General features: G+C 49.8%; 13 protein-coding genes. 2 read left to right on the top strand and 11 right to left on the bottom strand.

Annotated elements, in window-relative coordinates; all coding sequences use genetic code 11:
• Positions 1–51 precede the first annotated feature (51 nt).
• Both ACX93W_RS07835 and ACX93W_RS07840 read right to left on the bottom strand, forming a co-directional pair.
• Positions 52–1,158, bottom strand: a complete 1,107-nt coding sequence (locus ACX93W_RS07835) for a sensor histidine kinase (RefSeq protein WP_459391734.1) — start codon at positions 1,156–1,158, stop codon at positions 52–54.
• Positions 1,148–1,855 (bottom strand): response regulator transcription factor, encoded by a 708-nt coding sequence (locus ACX93W_RS07840; protein WP_459391735.1) that lies wholly within the window; start codon positions 1,853–1,855, stop codon positions 1,148–1,150. The genes ACX93W_RS07835 and ACX93W_RS07840 overlap by 11 nt, the downstream gene beginning before the upstream one ends.
• Positions 1,856–2,104: 249 nt before the next feature.
• On the opposite strand from ACX93W_RS07840, the gene ilvD reads away from it, so the two are divergent.
• Positions 2,105–3,790, top strand: a complete 1,686-nt coding sequence (gene ilvD, locus ACX93W_RS07845) for a dihydroxy-acid dehydratase (protein ID WP_459391736.1) — start codon at positions 2,105–2,107, stop codon at positions 3,788–3,790.
• 159 nt (positions 3,791–3,949) lie between these two features.
• Here the strand turns inward: ilvD and ACX93W_RS07850 are convergent, their stop codons facing one another.
• Complete coding sequence (locus tag ACX93W_RS07850; protein WP_459391737.1) at positions 3,950–5,344, bottom strand: polysaccharide deacetylase family protein; 1,395 nt, start codon at positions 5,342–5,344, stop codon at positions 3,950–3,952.
• A gap of 184 nt (positions 5,345–5,528) precedes the next feature.
• Between ACX93W_RS07850 and ytvI the strand changes: the two genes are divergently transcribed.
• Entirely contained in the window at positions 5,529–6,767 is a 1,239-nt protein-coding gene (gene ytvI / locus ACX93W_RS07855) for a sporulation integral membrane protein YtvI (protein ID WP_459391738.1), read from the top strand.
• Positions 6,768–6,821: 54 nt separating this feature from the next.
• Here ytvI and ACX93W_RS07860 read toward each other — a convergent pair whose 3' ends face one another.
• The 8 genes from ACX93W_RS07860 to ACX93W_RS07895 form a co-directional block, all read right to left on the bottom strand.
• A complete protein-coding gene (locus ACX93W_RS07860) occupies positions 6,822–8,654 on the bottom strand; it encodes a peptidoglycan D,D-transpeptidase FtsI family protein (protein WP_459391739.1) in 1,833 nt (610 codons plus the stop codon).
• A gap of 151 nt (positions 8,655–8,805) precedes the next feature.
• On the bottom strand, positions 8,806–10,983 hold the full coding sequence (locus ACX93W_RS07865; RefSeq protein WP_459391740.1) for a methyl-accepting chemotaxis protein: 2,178 nt from the start codon (positions 10,981–10,983) through the stop codon (positions 8,806–8,808).
• A 153-nt stretch (positions 10,984–11,136) separates the two neighbouring features.
• The gene (locus ACX93W_RS07870) at positions 11,137–13,317 is read right to left on the bottom strand and encodes a methyl-accepting chemotaxis protein (RefSeq protein WP_459391741.1); all 2,181 of its coding nucleotides are present in this window, start codon (positions 13,315–13,317) and stop codon (positions 11,137–11,139) included.
• 225 nt (positions 13,318–13,542) lie between these two features.
• Positions 13,543–14,799, bottom strand: coding sequence for a peptidase U32 family protein (locus ACX93W_RS07875; RefSeq protein WP_459391742.1), 1,257 nt, complete (start codon positions 14,797–14,799; stop codon positions 13,543–13,545).
• 50 nt (positions 14,800–14,849) lie between these two features.
• The gene (locus ACX93W_RS07880; RefSeq protein ID WP_459391743.1) at positions 14,850–15,782 is read right to left on the bottom strand and encodes a peptidase U32 family protein; all 933 of its coding nucleotides are present in this window, start codon (positions 15,780–15,782) and stop codon (positions 14,850–14,852) included.
• A 43-nt stretch (positions 15,783–15,825) separates the two neighbouring features.
• Positions 15,826–16,950, bottom strand: coding sequence for an endolytic transglycosylase MltG (mltG, locus tag ACX93W_RS07885; protein ID WP_459391744.1), 1,125 nt, complete (start codon positions 16,948–16,950; stop codon positions 15,826–15,828).
• Between the two features lie 166 nt (positions 16,951–17,116).
• A complete protein-coding gene (locus ACX93W_RS07890) occupies positions 17,117–17,431 on the bottom strand; it encodes a DUF1292 domain-containing protein (RefSeq protein WP_459391745.1) in 315 nt (104 codons plus the stop codon).
• Positions 17,431–17,727: a DUF1292 domain-containing protein gene (locus ACX93W_RS07895; protein WP_459391746.1), complete on the bottom strand. Its 297-nt coding sequence runs from the start codon at positions 17,725–17,727 to the stop codon at positions 17,431–17,433. The genes ACX93W_RS07890 and ACX93W_RS07895 overlap by 1 nt, the downstream gene beginning before the upstream one ends.
• Positions 17,728–17,733 lie beyond the last annotated feature (6 nt).

The raw sequence follows: 17,733 nt of genomic DNA on the forward strand, positions 1-17,733 counted from the left end.
AGCGAAGCTTAAGGAGACTGTAATTGAATCATAAGAAAACCTTAAATCAGTTTAAATTCTCGGCAAGGAAACACGGAAAGAGGTTTGTCTGGAATCACTGAACGCTTCAATTGTGCCGCCGTGTTTTTCCACGATGCTTTTGGATATCGCCAGCCCGAGGCCGGAGCCGCCGGACCATTGCGTCCGCGATTTGTCGCCCCGGTAAAAGCGCTCAAACACATGCGGCAAATCGGATGCCGATATCGGCTCGCCGTAATTGACGACGTCCACCCTCACCTCTTTGTCCAGAACCGTCAAATAAACGTCGATTCGCCCCCCATCCTTTCCGTAGGCGATACCGTTGGATATAAGATTTTCAAAAACCCGAAGCAGCTTGGTCGTGTCCGCCTTGGCGACAGCTTGCGTATCCGATCCATGCAAGAATCCCTCCATGCCGGCCTCCTGAAGCGCCAATCGGTATTGCACCAGCAGCTGCTTGAGCAGTTCCGTCAAATTCAGAGCCTCCAGCTTCAGCGAAATGTTGTCATGGCGCATTCTGGTATACTCGAACAAATCATTGATCAAGTCGTTCAGCCTCTGGGATTTGTCGTAAGCAATGCTGATGTAATGGCGCAGTTCCACCTCGTCGCGGTAGCGGTCCTGATCAATAAGGCCCAAATACCCAACAACGGAGGTTAATGGAGTGCGCAAATCATGCGAAACGTTGGTAATCAGCTCGTTTTTGGCTTGTTCCGCCCGCCGTTCCTCCTCAAGCGCCGTTTGAAGCCTGACGAGCAGTTGGTTCACATAAACCGCGGTTGAGCCAAAAGGACTGCGCTCCTTTACAGGAATTTGATGATTCATGCCTAGTTTGCCCTCGGCGATTTGCTGGACGTTCTGATTGATTTTACCGATGTACCCGAGCAATGCCCATTGCAGCATTGTGAAATAGAGCAGCGAAAATACACTAATAATGATAACCGAGCCCGAATTCACGCCGCCAAACATGTTCAAAAAAGCTCCGCCTACATCTCGAATAAAGGACATCGAGTTGAACGTGCCGGACAGAAAAAAAGCGACCATAAATAACAACGCTGTGCTGATCAAGCCAAGTATAATGGCCAAAAAGAGATTCACCACGGAGCGCGACACCAGTCGAAAGACGATATTATCCCTCAATTTTGTAGCCGACCCCCCATACCGTTACAATCAGCTTTTCGCCCAGCTCCTTCTCCAGCTTGTCCCTGAGCTTGCTGATATGAACCATCACGGTGTTGTTGGACTCAAAATATTTTTCTTTCCATACCTGCTGAAAAATATCCTCTGCGCTAAACACCCGTCCAGGCTGGCCAGCCAAAAGATGCAATATGCCAAACTCCGTCGAGGTGAGATGCAGCGGCTTGCCATCGACATCGGCGGAATGGCTCAGCTTGTCGATGCGCAGGGAACCAAGCCTAAGCTCCCGATTTTCGTTCTGCTCCCGATTTTCGCCGTTACCCGGTTTGCTGTACTGGTAGGAACGGCGAAGCAGCGAGCGCACTCTTGCCAGCAGCTCCAACGGGTTAAACGGCTTGGCCATGTAATCGTCCGCTCCCGTCATAAGCCCCAATATTTTGTCCATATCCTGCGTTTTGGCGCTAACCATTAGAATCGGTACATGATGATCCCTGCGAATTGTTCGGCAAACCTCAAGCCCGTCCACCTTCGGCATCATAATATCCAGAATAACCAGGTCAAACGGTTCTCTCTCCCAAGCCTCCAGCGCCTGTTCGCCGTCAAATGCCATCTCGGTGGCAAAACCTTCATTTTTCAAATAAATGCCGATCAGTTCAGCGATTTCGCGTTCATCATCTACTATCAATATCCGTCTGTCCATCTCATTTAACCTCCTGCAGAACGCCCTTATGTTCCAATATTTTCACTATACATGAAGAAGAATCGGAAAAACACCGGGATGTCGTCAAATTCAGAAAGCTTATGTTATTTTTAAGACTTTATTAAAAAATCGGGCAATATATGGCGGTTTTCAGCATAATCCCCAGTTGTATTCATGTAGCCAAGGTAGCGTCATTGTGATAATATTATGTGTATTGTTTATCGTGATTAATTAGGGAGGTCCTACTATATGGCAGCAAAAAGAATGCGTTCAGACATGATTAAAAAAGGATTCGACCGTGCACCGCACCGCAGTCTGCTCCGTGCTGCAGGCGTAAAGGACGAAGACTTTGACAAACCGTTTATCGCGGTCTGTAATTCCTATATTGATATCGTACCGGGCCATGTCCATCTCCAAGAGTTTGGCAAGCTGGTAAAAGAAGCGATCCGCGAAGCCGGCGGCGTGCCTTTCGAATTCAACACAATCGGCGTAGACGACGGTATCGCAATGGGTCACATCGGCATGCGTTATTCCCTTGCCAGCCGCGAAATCATCGCGGATTCGGTTGAAACGGTTGTTAACGCCCACTGGTTCGACGGCATGGTCTGTATTCCTAACTGCGACAAAATCACGCCCGGCATGATTCTTGGCGCGCTTCGCGTTAACATTCCTACGATGTTTGTTAGCGGCGGACCAATGAAAGCCGGCAAAACTTCGGACGGCCGCTCCATCTCGCTGTCCAGCGTATTTGAAGGCGTCGGCGCTTATCAAGCCGGCCAAATCAACGACAGTCAGCTTCTTGAGCTGGAACAATACGGCTGCCCAACTTGCGGCTCATGCTCCGGCATGTTTACGGCAAACTCCATGAACTGTCTTGCTGAAGCTATGGGCATCGCGCTTCCTGGCAACGGCACAATTTTGGCTGTATCGCCTGAGCGCAGAGAATTCGTTAAAGAATCCGCACGCCAGTTGATGAAAATTATCGAGCTGGGCATCAAACCGCGTGATATCGTAACCGAAAAAGCAATCGACAATGCGTTTGCTGTAGATATGGCGATGGGCGGTTCCACAAACACGGTTCTTCATACGCTTGCTATCGCGCATGAAGCTGGCATCGATTATCCGATCGAACGCATTAACGAAGTTGCAGAGCGCGTTCCGCATATTGCAAAAATCGCTCCTGCATCGGATTACCATATCGAGGACGTGCACAATGCCGGCGGCGTTAGCGCCGTGCTTAATGAGCTGTTCAAAAAAGAAGGCGCGCTGCATGGCGACTGTATTACCGTAACAGGCAAAACGCTTCGCGAAAACGTAGAAGGCTGCGAAATCAAGGATACGGATGTTATCCATACCATTGATAACGCACATTCCAAACGCGGCGGGCTTGCCGTATTGTTCGGCAACCTGGCTCCTAACGGCGCCATCATCAAAACAGGCGCGGTGGACAAGTCCGTTGGCGGCTACCATAAAGGCCCTGCTATTTGCTTCGATTCCCAAGACGAAGCGCTTGCCGGTATCGCCGGTGGCAAAATTAAAGAAGGTCATGTTGTCATCATTCGCTACGAAGGACCAAAAGGCGGCCCCGGCATGCCTGAGATGTTGGCTCCAACCTCGCAAATCGTCGGCATGGGACTTGGCGCCAAAGTTGCGCTTGTCACGGACGGCCGTTTCTCCGGCGCATCCCGCGGCATCAGCATCGGACATGCTTCGCCTGAAGCAGCTGAAGGCGGACCAATCGCTTTTGTACGCGACGGCGACATTGTAGAGATCGACATGAACAACCGCACGATGGATCTTCTGATCAGCGATGAGGAGTTCGAGAAACGTCGCGCTGAATGGCCGGGCTTTGAACTCAAAATCAAACGCGGCTATCTGGCTCGTTACGCCCACCTCGTTACATCCGCCAGCACTGGCGGCGTTATGAAAATGTAGTTTGATGCAGTAGCATTTAAAAACCCGGTTGCCCCGAACATCAAGTTCAAGGCAACCGGGTTTGTTTTTGGACCGGATATTTCGGCTGAGTGCCATATTCGACGCTGACCATGCCGCCAGGCATGTTTCGCAATGGAAAGCGGACTTTTTGAACATCCTCTATAGGGCTGTTGTTTTTGCGGATTCTTGTACGACAACAGCCAGATTTTCCTCCAATACGCCTGCAGGCGTGCTGGCATGAGTTTCTTCCCCGTCTTCTTCCGCGTAGGTCAATAGCTTGGGGATTGGCATCAGAAGCATTCGCGGCGATACCATTCCATTTTCGCTTTTGCGCTTACGGGATTTATCATATTGCTTTGTATTCGTAAGTACCTTCAGGAGTACGCGCAGATAAATGCGTGTGGAACGCGCGAACAAACCTTCCTTCAGCTTGTAGACGTGAAAGCCAAGCCGCTCCGCGCCTCTATGAATCATGGTGACGCCATAAACTGCCTTAACTCCGACAGCATCGGGATCAGCCTTTAATTGCTTCGCCAACCTCGGCAGCGCCCTTTCAACCTCTCTAAGCATGCGAATGCCGGTCGCCAAAGGCGATTTGGACGTGGCTGCAAGGCCGGACAACATCCGGTTATCAAAGTGAAGCTCCGCGATCCGATCGCCTTTCTCCACTTTGCTGCCGTCTTCGAAAGATACGGATTCGCCTCCATATTTGGTTACCCGGTAATGGAAGGCAGGCGGATTGTCGTTGCCGACAACCTTAAGCCGGAACACCACATGAAAGGCCTTTTCCCATAACAACCATAACGAAATAATAATCCGCTTAAACAGAGATTGGCTCATCTTGCGGTTGGCGTCCGTGAGCGCGATCATCTTGTCAATTCCGACAAAGGAATTACCTGCTCGTTTGCCCTGTTCCAAATAGGTTTCCAGCGCCTCCAGCATATTGCGGGGCGCGTCTTTATCCGCGCCAAATGTCATGCCGCAATCATGAAGCAGCAGCACCTGGCCCGGCGACAGCTTTTTGAGCATCCGTTTCTCCAGCCTTTTGGCCCCAAGCCGCAACCGCCAATCCCCAAACATGGCCGACCACAAAATAATTTGCATATGTCCCATATTGGAATAGTCGAAGAGGTTGATAATGCCCCAAGGCGGTCTGTAAAAGGTGGAGCGCTGGCCTGTTGCCCGCTGAATCAAATCGTTGGTCATCTCGATCTGGCGTTTGACCGTTTTGGGACGCATCAGCCAGTTTGATTTGTGCACATAATTGTGTATGCCAAGCACGTGGCCTTCCTCATGAATCCTGCGCAGCAGTTCGTCCTGTCCTTCCGCATGGGACCCCACAATAAAAAAAGTCGCTTTCGCGTTGTAGCGGGCAAGCAAATCCAGAAGCAGCGGCGTATAATGAGGATCCGGCCCATCATCAAACGTTAATGCAATCTCCTTCTCCGTTTTTCCCTTTTTGAAAACGCGAAACCCGAAGGTACGGCTAATCAGCCCGGGGAGAAACGCATAAAACGTCATTACGTAAAATCCCCATAGTATTATATTTTCCATATTGCTTCCCCACCGTTTAGGATAAAATAGTCAATGAATGGTCAGAGGCATTCGGCAACAACAGTACCTCTAATTGTATCATAACCGCTTAAAAAAATGGCGCATTTCCTGAAATCTATAGTACAATCTATTTGTCAGAACCTATATTATGATTCATGCTTATTAACGGAAAGCGGGGAAAAACATGCTCTCATTCTACAAACGTTATTGGAGAACGGCGTTTGACATCGCCTTGATCGCACTGACGGTGTATCTCATCATGTATGCGTTCAGCTCTCTGTACCGCATTGCTACTCCAATCTTTTTTGCTCTCGTCATATTTATATGCATCGAACCGCTTGCGGCCAGACTTAACAAATGGGGCATCAAAAAATCGATCGCTTCGGGCATATCCATCATGCTGTTTACCCTGCTCATCCTGGGGGCCTTTACGGGAGCCGGCATCATTGTAACAAAACAAGGCACGGCGCTTGCAAACAAGTTCCCCGAATATCAGAAACTGCTTGCCGAACAGATCGATAATTTAACCATAACGCTGGAGAAACAGTTCGACAAACTTCCGGATGATTTCGATCTTGGCCAAAGCACAAAGGAATTCCTGGATAACGCCTCGTCCAAAATAGGAGCAATCGCCCAAAGCGTGTTTATGGGGATTGTTGGTTATGTATCTTCATTTTCTACCTTTATTTTTAATTTGGTCGTTGGCGTCATACTTGCTTATTTTCTCAGCATCGAAATTAAAATGTGGCGAAAAACGGCGACCGACAAAACGCCAAAAACATTTAAGGCTGCATTTGTATTCCTGCGCGAAAATGTATTCAAGGGTATTGCCTCCTACATAAAAGCCCAGGCCAAAATGATTACGGTTACGTTCCTCGTCATTCTGGTAGCGCTGATCGCGCTAGGCGTTGAAAATGCGTTTGTTATCGCGCTGGTTGCCGGCATCTTTGATGTTTTGCCGCTTCTCGGCGTCAGCACGTTGTTTGTCCCGTGGATTATCTATTTGTTTATCGTAGGACAAACGACGCTGGCTATATGGCTTTCCGTGCTGCTTCTGGTCGTTATATTGACCCGGCAAATACTGGAGCCCAAAATTACCGGCGACTCTCTGGGCGTATCCGCCTTTACGATGCTGGCCGTCATGATCGTGTCGTTGTCGCTGTTCGGCATTGCCGGCGTCATCCTCTCGCCCATTCTTGTTATTTTGATCAAGTCGCTGTACGTTCAAGGTTATTTCAAAATGTGGATTCGCAAACCGATTGATGAATACGACGAGCATGTTGAGTCCGAAGCGGCGGCTGTTCATACAGCTCCTGCTCCAGCCGAAGCAGTTCGCGGCGAATCATTTCTGGAACGCTTGAAACGCCTTCCCTCCAAAAACGGCAAAAAGGAAGAAAAGGACGAGGAGCCAAACAACGACTAAAACCACACTCTTAAAGCGCTTCTGCCAAACCTGCAGTTTTCAGCAAACAACCTCTTAAAGCGGGCCACTCCGACGGCCCGCTTCGTGTTTTGCCGCCAGCTCCATCACGCCTCTAAACAACACAGTGGCTTGATGGGGGCTGCTCACCGGCCTGTCGGACGCAAGCACCGAAACGGCATAGCGGGGTTTGCCGACAGGTCCATATCCGGCAAACCATTGATGCACCTTTTTCTGGCTGCCCAAGGTTGTCTCCGCCGTACCTGTTTTGCCTGCCAGCCGCCAGGTTCCCGCTTTAATCCCCTTGCCTGTTCCTTCCGCTACAACATCCTCCATCCCTTGAAGCAGCGCATGCGCCGTGGAGGCAGATATCCGCCGGCCGGACCCTGTATGTTTGTGGTGGCGGGGCAGCTTCACCATCGTTTGCCCGTTCCCGTAAAGAATCGAACTTACCAATCGCGGCTCCATTACTCTTCCGTTGTCCAGCAGCGTGACGATGAGATTGGCCGCCGCCAGCGGCGATAGCCGGACATCGCGTTGTCCGATCCCGCTTTGGGCTAATATGCCGCCATCGGTAATCGATTCTCCCCCGCCCGCAAACACTCTGCCATTCTCCTCTTCCTCCAGCAATCTCAGAGGATTTGCAAAAGGCCCAAAGGACTCATCTGCATGCCAGCCAATCCGTCCCGTCATCCCCAGCATACCAGCCATCTGCTCCAGCTGCCGCCCGCTTAATCTCTCTGCGATTGTCGCAAATACGATATTGCAGGATTGCGCGATCCCCTCGCGCAACGTCAACGCGCCGTGTCCGCCGTGCTTCCAACAGGAAAGGCCGTATTTCCCATAATGGCCATTGCAAATAAACACCTCGTCGCTTTTAACCGCTCCGTATTCCAAAGCTGCGGCAGCAGTGACCAGCTTGAAAATGGAACCTGGCTCTACCGCCTTCAGAGCATGGTTTTCCCATTCGGAACCATCTGCGGCGACAAATTGTCCCGGATTCAGCTTTGGCCTTGAAACCATTGCGATGATATCTCCATTGGCGGCATCCAGCACAACAATCGCGCCTTTGGCCAAGCCCTGCCGATCCGCGTAATCCTCCAGCTTGTTTTGCAGCTCCAGATCAATGGTTGTGACGACGCGAAGCGGATAATAGGGATTTCCGGGTTCATGAAATGTAGTGCTTAAACCATGAAGCGGATTGCCCAGTCCATCCATGTAGTAGGAAACAAAGCTTTTCCCAACCCCGTGAATCACGGAGTCCAGCGACTTTTCCAACCCGGAGCCGCCGATCTGATCATCAAGTCTGCGACGGCCTTCCCGAAGGGCGGCACCCTCCGTCTTCAGCAGCCACTCCGGATGTTCGCCAATAAAACCGATCCAGTGCTTGGCTTCAAAGCCGGAACGATAACGGGAACGATAGGGCACTACCCGAACTCCATCCATATCCAGCCCTGTTATGCCCTCCGCCTGCTTTGGGCTAAGCCGCATCGGCGTTTTTGCATCGCCATCCCGCCACAGCTCCGCTGTAGTCATCTCGCCCCAACTTCGCTCCAATACCTCCGGCTTTACGCCAAGCCACTCCGCAAGCTTATTCAGCTTGCCCTCGCGTTCCCTTGCCTGGCGGGAAATAGGGAATAAGGCAAGAGCCTGATAGCTTTCGCCTGTAATGGATCTTCCGAAACGGTCCGTGAAATCGCCTCGCCCGCTATCCAGCACTAAACTGCGCTGCCGTTGGACAACGGCCTGGCGTTTCAAGTTTTCACGAGACGCCTTGCCGGCCATTGAAACAGGGGTACCCGGCATGAGCTGTACATAAGCAAGCCGACCAAGGAATAGCAGCATCATTATCGTTATGGCAACTCCAGTTATCGCCGCTCGTCTGAACATAAAGTCAACACCTCTATGTCCAGTTTTTCCTCTGCCGGGCCATTCCAAACGCCTTTTGGCTTAACAGACCAACAATAAATGCCCTGCTGCTGCAAGAATGCAGCGGCAGGGCATTATGACGCCGGTTTTTATAGACGCCGGCAATAGAGAACTACTCCATTTTGAAACGGGACAGTGAATCCTTCAAACCATGCGATACCGTATCCAGCTTACCGGACAAACGTACCAGGCTTTCGCTAATGGATAGCTGCTCGCCGCTAAGCGATGCAACCTCCTCCGAGGTAGCCGAGGATTCTTCTGCTACGGCGCTTACGCTGGTCATCGCATCGGACATAACCACTTGCGATTGAGCCAGCTCCGATACGGAACCCGTAACCTCTTCCAGTCTCAAGCCTAACTGAGCCATCTGCTCCTGTACGGAAACAAAAATGCTGTTGGCATGTTTAACGGATTGAATTTGCTCTTGGAACATCGGATACGCATCAGACAATACACTTACCGTTTCATCGATTTCACCTTGAATTTTGGCCGTAATTTGTGCAACAACATCAATGGACTGGCGCGACTGGTCCGCAAGCTTGCGGATTTCATCTGCTACAACCATAAAGCCTTTGCCGGCAGCGCCGGCACGAGCCGCTTCAATCGTAGCGTTCAACGAGAGAATATTGGTTTGTTTCGCCAAATTGTTCAAAACGTCCAAAATTTTAACGATAGAGCCGGTGCTGTCTTTGAGCGCGTCAACCTTCTCAACCATGGAGCGTGTCATGCTCTCCGTCGTGCCTGTTTTTTCAATCAATTGATTCATGTAAGTCGTGCCCTGCTCGCCAGCTTTTTCAACCTCTTGAGCGGCAACGCTCATTTGGCTGTTCGCCGACTGTACTTCCTTCATCTGTTTGTCCATATGGACCGTCAGATCCGTGCTTTTTTCGGCTTCAACCGCAAGGCTGGTAGCGCCGTTGGCAATTTCTTCTGTCGCGACCGCAATCTCCTTGGCGGCGATGGAGGTTTTTTTGGCAGCTTCGCTAAGCTCTGTAGCCGTAGACAATACCTCTACAGCAGATTTTGTTGTTTGCTGGGCCAACGTTTTAATTTGCGTCATCATTTCATTAAAGCTTCTTGCCAGATCTCCGATCTCATCGGACCGTTTGTCCAGGACGGACTGCACAGTCAGATTTCCTTTGGCGCCTTCTAGCATCAGATTACGCATTCTGACGAGCGGACGGCCTACGAGGACAATAATTAAAGCGCCGATACCAACCGCAACAAGAGAAGCCAAACCAACCATCAACCAGGTATGATTTCGAATGACGCTGGCTTGCTCCGCCAGTCTCTCCACTGGAATCAAACCAAGGAATTGCCAGTCTGTTGCCGGGATATTATGATAGGCTGCCAGCACTTCAAGATCATCGGTTGTTTTCAGCGTGGTGCGATCGCCTTCGCCTGTTGTTGTCAATCCAACAACCCCGATATCTCCTCCGACTAACGACAAATCATCATTTGCTACGTATTTTCCGGCCGTATTCATAATAGCGATTCTGCTATCTTGACCAAGATCAACGTCACCGTAGTAGGCCATAAATTTTTCAAGCGGCAGCTCGATAACAAGCACATAGGAGCCCGTTTCGGTTCCGTTAATTTTCAGCAGCCTGGAGATTGCGATTGAGCTTGCGTCTTTGGCTACGATAATTCCGTCCGGCTGAGGATTAATCCATTTGGTTTTGCCGTCATCCTCTATCGTTTGTTGAAACCATTCTTTGGCGGTAAAATCTTCCGTTGAAGCAATAGAGGCCAAACCGCCTGAGATTGGCGCGCCTTCCTTATATGTAGGTAATATCGCAGCGCCCGAAATATTTGAATTGCCGAGCACGTAATTGGACAATCTGTCGGAGACTTCCCTGGATGCCGCCATGGCTGCATATGCGTCTTCTTTGGCATAACTCAGCACTTCCAGCGCATCTCTGACATCCTTGTCGATCATAATTTGCAAGGAAAGATCGCTGTAGTTCTGCAGAACGAGTCCCAGCTTGCTTGCGACTTGCTTCACCGTTTGATAGCTGGCTTCGGATACATTTTCTTCCACCAATTCTCTGGCTTTGGAGTAGTTAGAAAGACCTACAGCAACTACGCAACCAATCGTTCCCGCAAGCACCAGGAGCAGAAGTCTGATGCCAACAGACTTAATGGGATTCCCAAAGCGGGTTTCCTTCAATTGTTGGATGGAGGCGCGGAACATGGCCGCAACCGAGCCTTTCGCGGGCTTAGTACCACCCTTTTTTTCAACTGATTCAACCTTTTTACTGCTGGACTTCTTTTGTTTCAAGCCTGACATGAAGCATGACACCGCCTTCGTTGATGTTATGACTTTGACTTGCAAACTAAGCAAATAGTCGTATATGTCTTTATCGGCAGATGACCTCGGCAATGTAATAGCAAATAAAAAAGAGCTGCCAATGTTAGTTTGGCAGCTCCTAATTGTTACAATCTAGTCAATTTTAAACTGGGAAATAGATTCCTTGAGTCCATTGGAAACGCGGTCCAATTTTTCCGACAACTGTACCAGACTTTCGCTAATGCCCAGCTGTTCGTTACTAAGCGAAGCAACCTCTTCCGAGGTAGCGGAAGATTCCTCTGCAACGGCGCTTACATTGGACATTGCGTCGGCCAGCACGATTTGGGATTCGTTCAGACCCTGAACGGATTGGGATACGCCTTCCAGACGTTCGGCAAAAACAGCCATCTGTTTCTGAACGCTGACGAAAATTTCACTGGCTTCCTTAACGGAACCGATTTGCTCCTGGAACAGCGGCGACGCTTCGGACAAAACCTGTACCGTCTCTCTGATTTCATAGCCTATTTTTTCCGTTATTTGTCCTACGACGTCAATGGATTGTCTGGATTGATCCGCCAGCTTCCTTATTTCATCCGCAACAACCATAAATCCTTTGCCCGCCGCTCCCGCCCGGGAAGCTTCAATCGCTGCATTCAGAGACAAAATATTGGTTTGTTTCGTGATTGCGTTCAGCACATCCAATATTTTTACGATGGAGCCCGTGCTGTCCTTTAATGAATCAACCTTTTCCATCATGGACCGGGTCATTTTTTCGGTTTCGCCCGTTTTGTCAATTAACATAGCCATATGCGCCGTTCCTTGAACGCTGGCATTTTCGACATGACTTGCGGATACAGCCATTTCCTCATTAGCAGCCACAACCTGCTTCATCTGCTCATGCATAACGGAGGTCAGATCATTGCCGCGTTCGGCTTCTACCGCCAAGCTGGTTGCGCCGCCTGCGATTTCCTCGGTTGCAACAGCGATTTCTTTGGCTGCGCTGGATGTTTTGCGGGAAGCCTCGCTCAAATGCGATGCCGTGGCCAACACGTCCTCCGCAGATTCTGTTGTGCGCTTCGCCAATCCTGTAATTTGCTCCATCATGTCGTTGAAGCTTCTGCCCAATGTGCCGATTTCGTCCTGACGTTTGGTCATGGCAGAACGAACCGTCAGATTGCCTTTTGCTCCCTCCATCATCAACTTAGTCATCCCCACAAGCGGGCGTGCAATCGTCAGAATAACAACCCCGCCGATGCCTACGGCCAATATAGCTGCTACGATCAGCGTCAGCCATGTCAGATCCTGGATTGCCCTGGCATCTCGGACTAATTCCTCGACCGGAATTGTGCCAACAAGTCTCCAATCAACCGAATTGAAGGTTTCGTAAGCAGCCAGCGCCTCTACTCCTTCTGTTGTCGTCAATTTAGGCGCGCCTTGCGTTTCTCCATCTGCTGCGGGCGGAACGGCATTGGCCGGTTGGCCGATCAGGCTGTTATCGTGCGCGACCACATAATTGCCCGCGGAATCAATAATGGAAATTTCGCTATTTTCCGCCAGCGAGACATTTTCGTATCTGCTCCGAATAGAGTCAATATTAAATTCCATCAGTATGACGTAATTCCCGATGCCGGAGTCGCTGCTTTTCAGCAAGCGAGCAAGCCCAATCGTGGAAGGTCTGTCTTCAATTGTCATTCCGTTTAGCTGAGGCGCGATCCATTTGGGCATTCCGCCCATATCTATCGTTTCCTTCAGCCATGGCGCTTCCATCAAATTCAAAGCTCTGGAATTGTTGGACGAACCCAACGTAAGAAGCGGCAGCTTGTCGTTAACCGGGAATAAAGTTACGCCCCGGATATTGTTATTGCCAAGCACATAGTTTTGCAGCCTTTCGTTTACCAGCCGCTGTGCCTCGTACTTTTCGAAATCTCCTTCTTTGCTGTTCATCATGGTTTGCGTCAGTCTATGAAAATCTCTGTCGATCAAAATTTGCATCGTCAGTTCTTCGTAATTTTTGAACATAATATCCAGATTTTCCGCAACTTGAATGACCGTTTGCAAACTGGCGTCCGAAACCTTTTTCTCCACAATCTCTTTGGATTTGGCATAGGCCATTAATCCTACTGACAATACGCAAATCAATATACTGCCGAATATGACGAGAAATAGCTTGATCCCTACAGACTTTAGCGGATTGACAAGCTTTTTGTCATTGCTTGCGCCATTTGCGTTCCGTTTATTTTTGGCGTTTTTTTCGGAAGCGCTTGCAGGTTTGGCATTGCCGGCAATGGATAAAGCCTGCGACGATTTTCCCTTTTTCTGTTTTTGATCAGCCATGTCGAATTGCCCCCAGTCGTTAATTAGCATATTAGACCCAGTGTCTGGATCAGCTGGCGAATGTTGCCGAATTATGTATAGGCTATATGCTCTATTATTTGTTATCGCTTTCAGCTTGTCAATGAGAAAAAGTTATTTTAAATAGCGGCAATGGATATGTCAAAATGTTCAAAATACAAAAAAGCCCGCCCTTATGCGGGCAGGCTTATTCTGCGAGCTCATACATTATCTGATTTTTTTGCGCATCATGTCCATTGCCTTCACTGGTTTCAGCGTGCGAACGCGAACCTCTTGCATAGGGTGGCGCGCTGCATCCAGCGGATTACCCTCGATATCGGTCAGTTCCGTAACCGTTTGTTTGAAGAAGGTGCCACCCGGTCCAACAAACTCGACCTCCTGGCCCGGCTTGAAGTGATTGCGCTGCTGCAAGGTCGCAAAACCGGTGCGGTCGTCATAATCCAGTACGATTGCCGCAAAATCATAAGGAGCCGCTTTTTCCTCGGGACCGTAAATGTGATCCTCCGCTCCCGGAGTATCCAGGAAAAAGCCCGTGTTGAGCGGTCGATTGGCCGCCTTGTTCATTTCGTCGATCCATTCCTTCTTGACTTCAAAACCTTGCGGATCTTCAAAATAAGCATTAATGGCCTGGCGGTATACATTAACAACCGTTGCCACGTAATGAATGCTTTTCATCCGTCCTTCAATTTTGAAGCTGTCCACGCCAACCTCGATCAGCTCCGGCAAATACTGAATCATGCACAAATCCTTGGAGCCCATCGTAAACGCATCTTGCCCTTCGCCGTACACAGGAGCGTCTTCCTGATGCAAATCGTATTTCCAGCGGCAGGATTGGCAGCAGCCGCCACGGTTGGAATCGCGGTCCGTAAAGTGATTCGACAACACGCAGCGTCCGGAATAAGAGGAGCACATGGCTCCGTGAATAAATGCTTCGATTTCGATATCGACATTTTTTTTGATTTCGGCAATTTCCTGAAAATTCGTTTCCCTTGCAAGCACGACGCGCGGCAGACCTTCATCCTTCCAGAACTTGACCGCTTGCCAGTTCAGGGTAGATTGCTGCGTGCTGAGGTGAACTTCCAGTCCAGGCGCGACCTTTTGGGCCGTTTCGATAATGATGGGATCGGCGGCGATAATCGCGGCAATGCCGACCTCTTCCAGCTTGCGCAAATAATCGCTGATTCCGTCAATATCTTCATTATGCGCGTAAATATTCGTTGCGACAAACACTTTTGCCCCGTATTGCTTGGCGAACTCCACGCCTTCTTTCATTTCCTCAAAGCTGAAATTATCCGCGTTGGATCGCAGACCGTATTTCTGGCCTCCAATATAAACCGCATCCGCTCCATAATGAACGGCAAATTTCAACTTTTCCAAATTGCCTGCCGGGGCCAGCAACTCCGGACGATCCAGCCGATGTCTTTTGCCTTGGTAACGCGGCGCCGTTATCACCGTTGCGCTCATGCTGTCCGCACCTCCCTGATTCCTTCAAGTTCGTGTTCCAAACCATTCTATCAATATACTTGCTCTTTATAGAAAAACCCGTAACTAAGCTCGCGGTCCGGATTCTGCAGCTCCCTGACCGGCTCCAGCCATTCATCCTGGAATTCATAGTCCGACGGCTCCGATAGATAGGCATCAATGGCTTTGCGATAGGCTTTAACGACGGCTTCGTTGTAAGACGCGGGCTTCAATATACCTTCGATTTTGAGGCTGTCAACGCCAGCCGCCAACAGTTCATGAATATTTTCGAGCATGCAGATGTCGTCGGAGCTCATAATATGCGTGCCGCCTTCATCCTCAAAAATCGGAAAATGTTCACCGGGACGTTCGGCTTCCGTCAAATACAGCCCCTGCTCGCGCCCATTGCCCCCAAGCCGGCCCCCATCGCGCTGATGCTCCAGATAGCTGTCCACAAGATAGCGTTTGGAATGATAAATGTTGGTCATTCCGTGCACCTGTACTTGGATTTGCATATCGCTTTTTGCTTTCGTATCTTCGATTTGCTCCATATTCAGCTCTCGCGCCAGCACATAACGCGTAGCGCCGCGGCGAGACCAATATTCCGCCGTTGCAAAGTTTGTGGAGGTCATCTCCGAATTCCAATGCAGCGCCATCCCGGGAGCATGTTCCCTTGCCGCCATCAGAACCGCCGGATCGCCAAATATAATGGCATTTACGCCGGCCTCATGCAAAAACGATACAAAACCGGGCAATTCGCCAAGCCGATCATTGGAAATCAGATTGTTCATCGAAACATAGATCGAAATGCTTCTTGGAGCGGCAAAAGCAACCGCCTCCCGAATCATTTCTTCCGTAAAGTCGCCAGCTAGACGAGTGCCGAATCTGGCATCTCCAATAACGAAAGCATCCGCTCCCGCTTCAGCCAGCAGCTTAAGTTCCTCTATTGTAGATGCCGTTACCAGCAATTCGGGTTTGTAAGCCATAATCGTTCTCCTTATCCTCTGAATGGATGCCGGTTTGCGTCAGTTATTGCGCGCTCTTGTTGCTGGCATCGATATTCCGTTGATGTTCCCTGAACGTTTTGGCAAACAAATGAGTTTGGGAGCCATCCTTTTTGGTCACGTAAAAGAGATATTCCGTCTCAGCCGGGTACAACGCCGCTTCGATAGAAGCTAAGCTCGGGCTTGCGATAGGTCCCGGAGGAAGCCCGTCGTTTTCATAGGAGTTATACGGACTGTCAACCTTCAAATCGGCATGGGTCAAAACTTGCTTCGGCACATCCAGAGCATATTGGATGGTTGCATCGATTTGCAGCCTCATCGGAAGCTTCAGCCGGTTATAGATAACGCCGGATACAATGCTGCGCTCCTCGTCAACAACGACTTCGCGCTCAATAAGCGAAGCAATCGTCAATAGCTCATGAATGGATCTTCCGGATTCTTCAAGAGTATCCTGCCAGCCATCCGGCAGCATGCCGAGCTTGCGATCCGTTTCCTTCAACATACGGAGGATAATCTCTTGTTCTGTGCTTCCCGTTTTCATTTCATAGGTTTCAGGGAAAAGATACCCTTCCAGCCGCTTGTGCAGCTTATCGGATTCCGGAATGGAACGCACCGCTTCCGCATCGCCCCAGACCGAGTCGCTTTCCGCCGCCTCCAGAAACTTGGTTTTGTCCACAATGCCTTCCGCCGCCAGTTTGTCTGCGATCTGCAGAAGCGTATAACCTTCCGGAATCGTAAATCGGAATGTCTCCGCCGCGATGGTATCGCCGGAATTTAGCTTGGCAATAATTTCGGATGTGTCCATACCGGGATTTAATTCGTATACGCCAGCCTGAAAGCGAGAGCCTTCATCCTTAAGCTGCAAATAATAGCCAAAAATAAAGCCGCTCCGAATAATGCCGTTTTCCTCCAGCAAACGAGACACGCTGTTGGCCGACATCCCTTTGGCAATGGTCACTTCCTTGCTTGCGCCAACCGGCATCGGCTTCAGCTTGCCCCATACATATAGTCCTGCGCCGCCAGCAACCAGCGCCATTAAAAATAACAAGCAGGCTACCACCCATAATGAGATTACCCAGCTCCGCGGCTTGCCGATTACTTTTTTGCGCTTCTTCCCTTTGCTCGGCCGCGTTTCTTCCTCTTTAGCCAACAGTCAACACCCTTTTCAGTAAAATAAGACTGCAAACACGCCTACATTGAAAAAGAGCGGTTGCCAGCCGCCCTGTTTGTAACCCTATATCATCACATCGTGCATTATTGCTTACAAGGCCTTTTTATCATAATACATGGAAGCTTGCCTGTCCATGCCGCCTGGTCTATGGCTGTTCGCCATCGCCAAAAAATTGGTCGTCATAGGCTTCAGCAGCCGTCTCCCATTCCTCGTCATCCTCGATGCTCTCCAAATGAAACTCTTCATTTTCTTCAACTACGCGGAAAAACTCCAGCTCGTCTTCTTTGACCATTGCTTTGCTTTGCAGCGCGGCATAAAGAACATCGCCGATATAAAATTCCGCTTTGATATGAAACGTTTCCTCTCCCGCATCGGTTTCAAGCTCCACATAGGGGCCGAAAGCATCCCTCAGGAGCGTAGACTCAGCATGGTTGTGAGATCCTTGACTTGCATTGGTCATTAATTTTCTTCCTCCAGCTCGGCAAGAAGCGTATTAAACGTCTCCTCTACCATGCTCCACTCTTCTTCATCATCGATCGTATAAAGCTTGAGGTCGTCGCCGTCCTCTTCATAACGGAAGGCGTATACCTCGTCTTCTTCTTCGTCTTCGCTGATAAGTGGAACAACCATCATATATTTTTGATCCGATCCGTCAACTTCAAACTTCATGATGACCTCGAATTCTTCTTCATTGCCTTTCTCGTCCGGAATATAAATGATTTCCGGCTCTTCATACTGAACGTCGTCCTTTGTCATATCTAC

The sequence above is a fragment of the Paenibacillus sp. CAU 1782 genome (genome assembly GCF_054551715.1).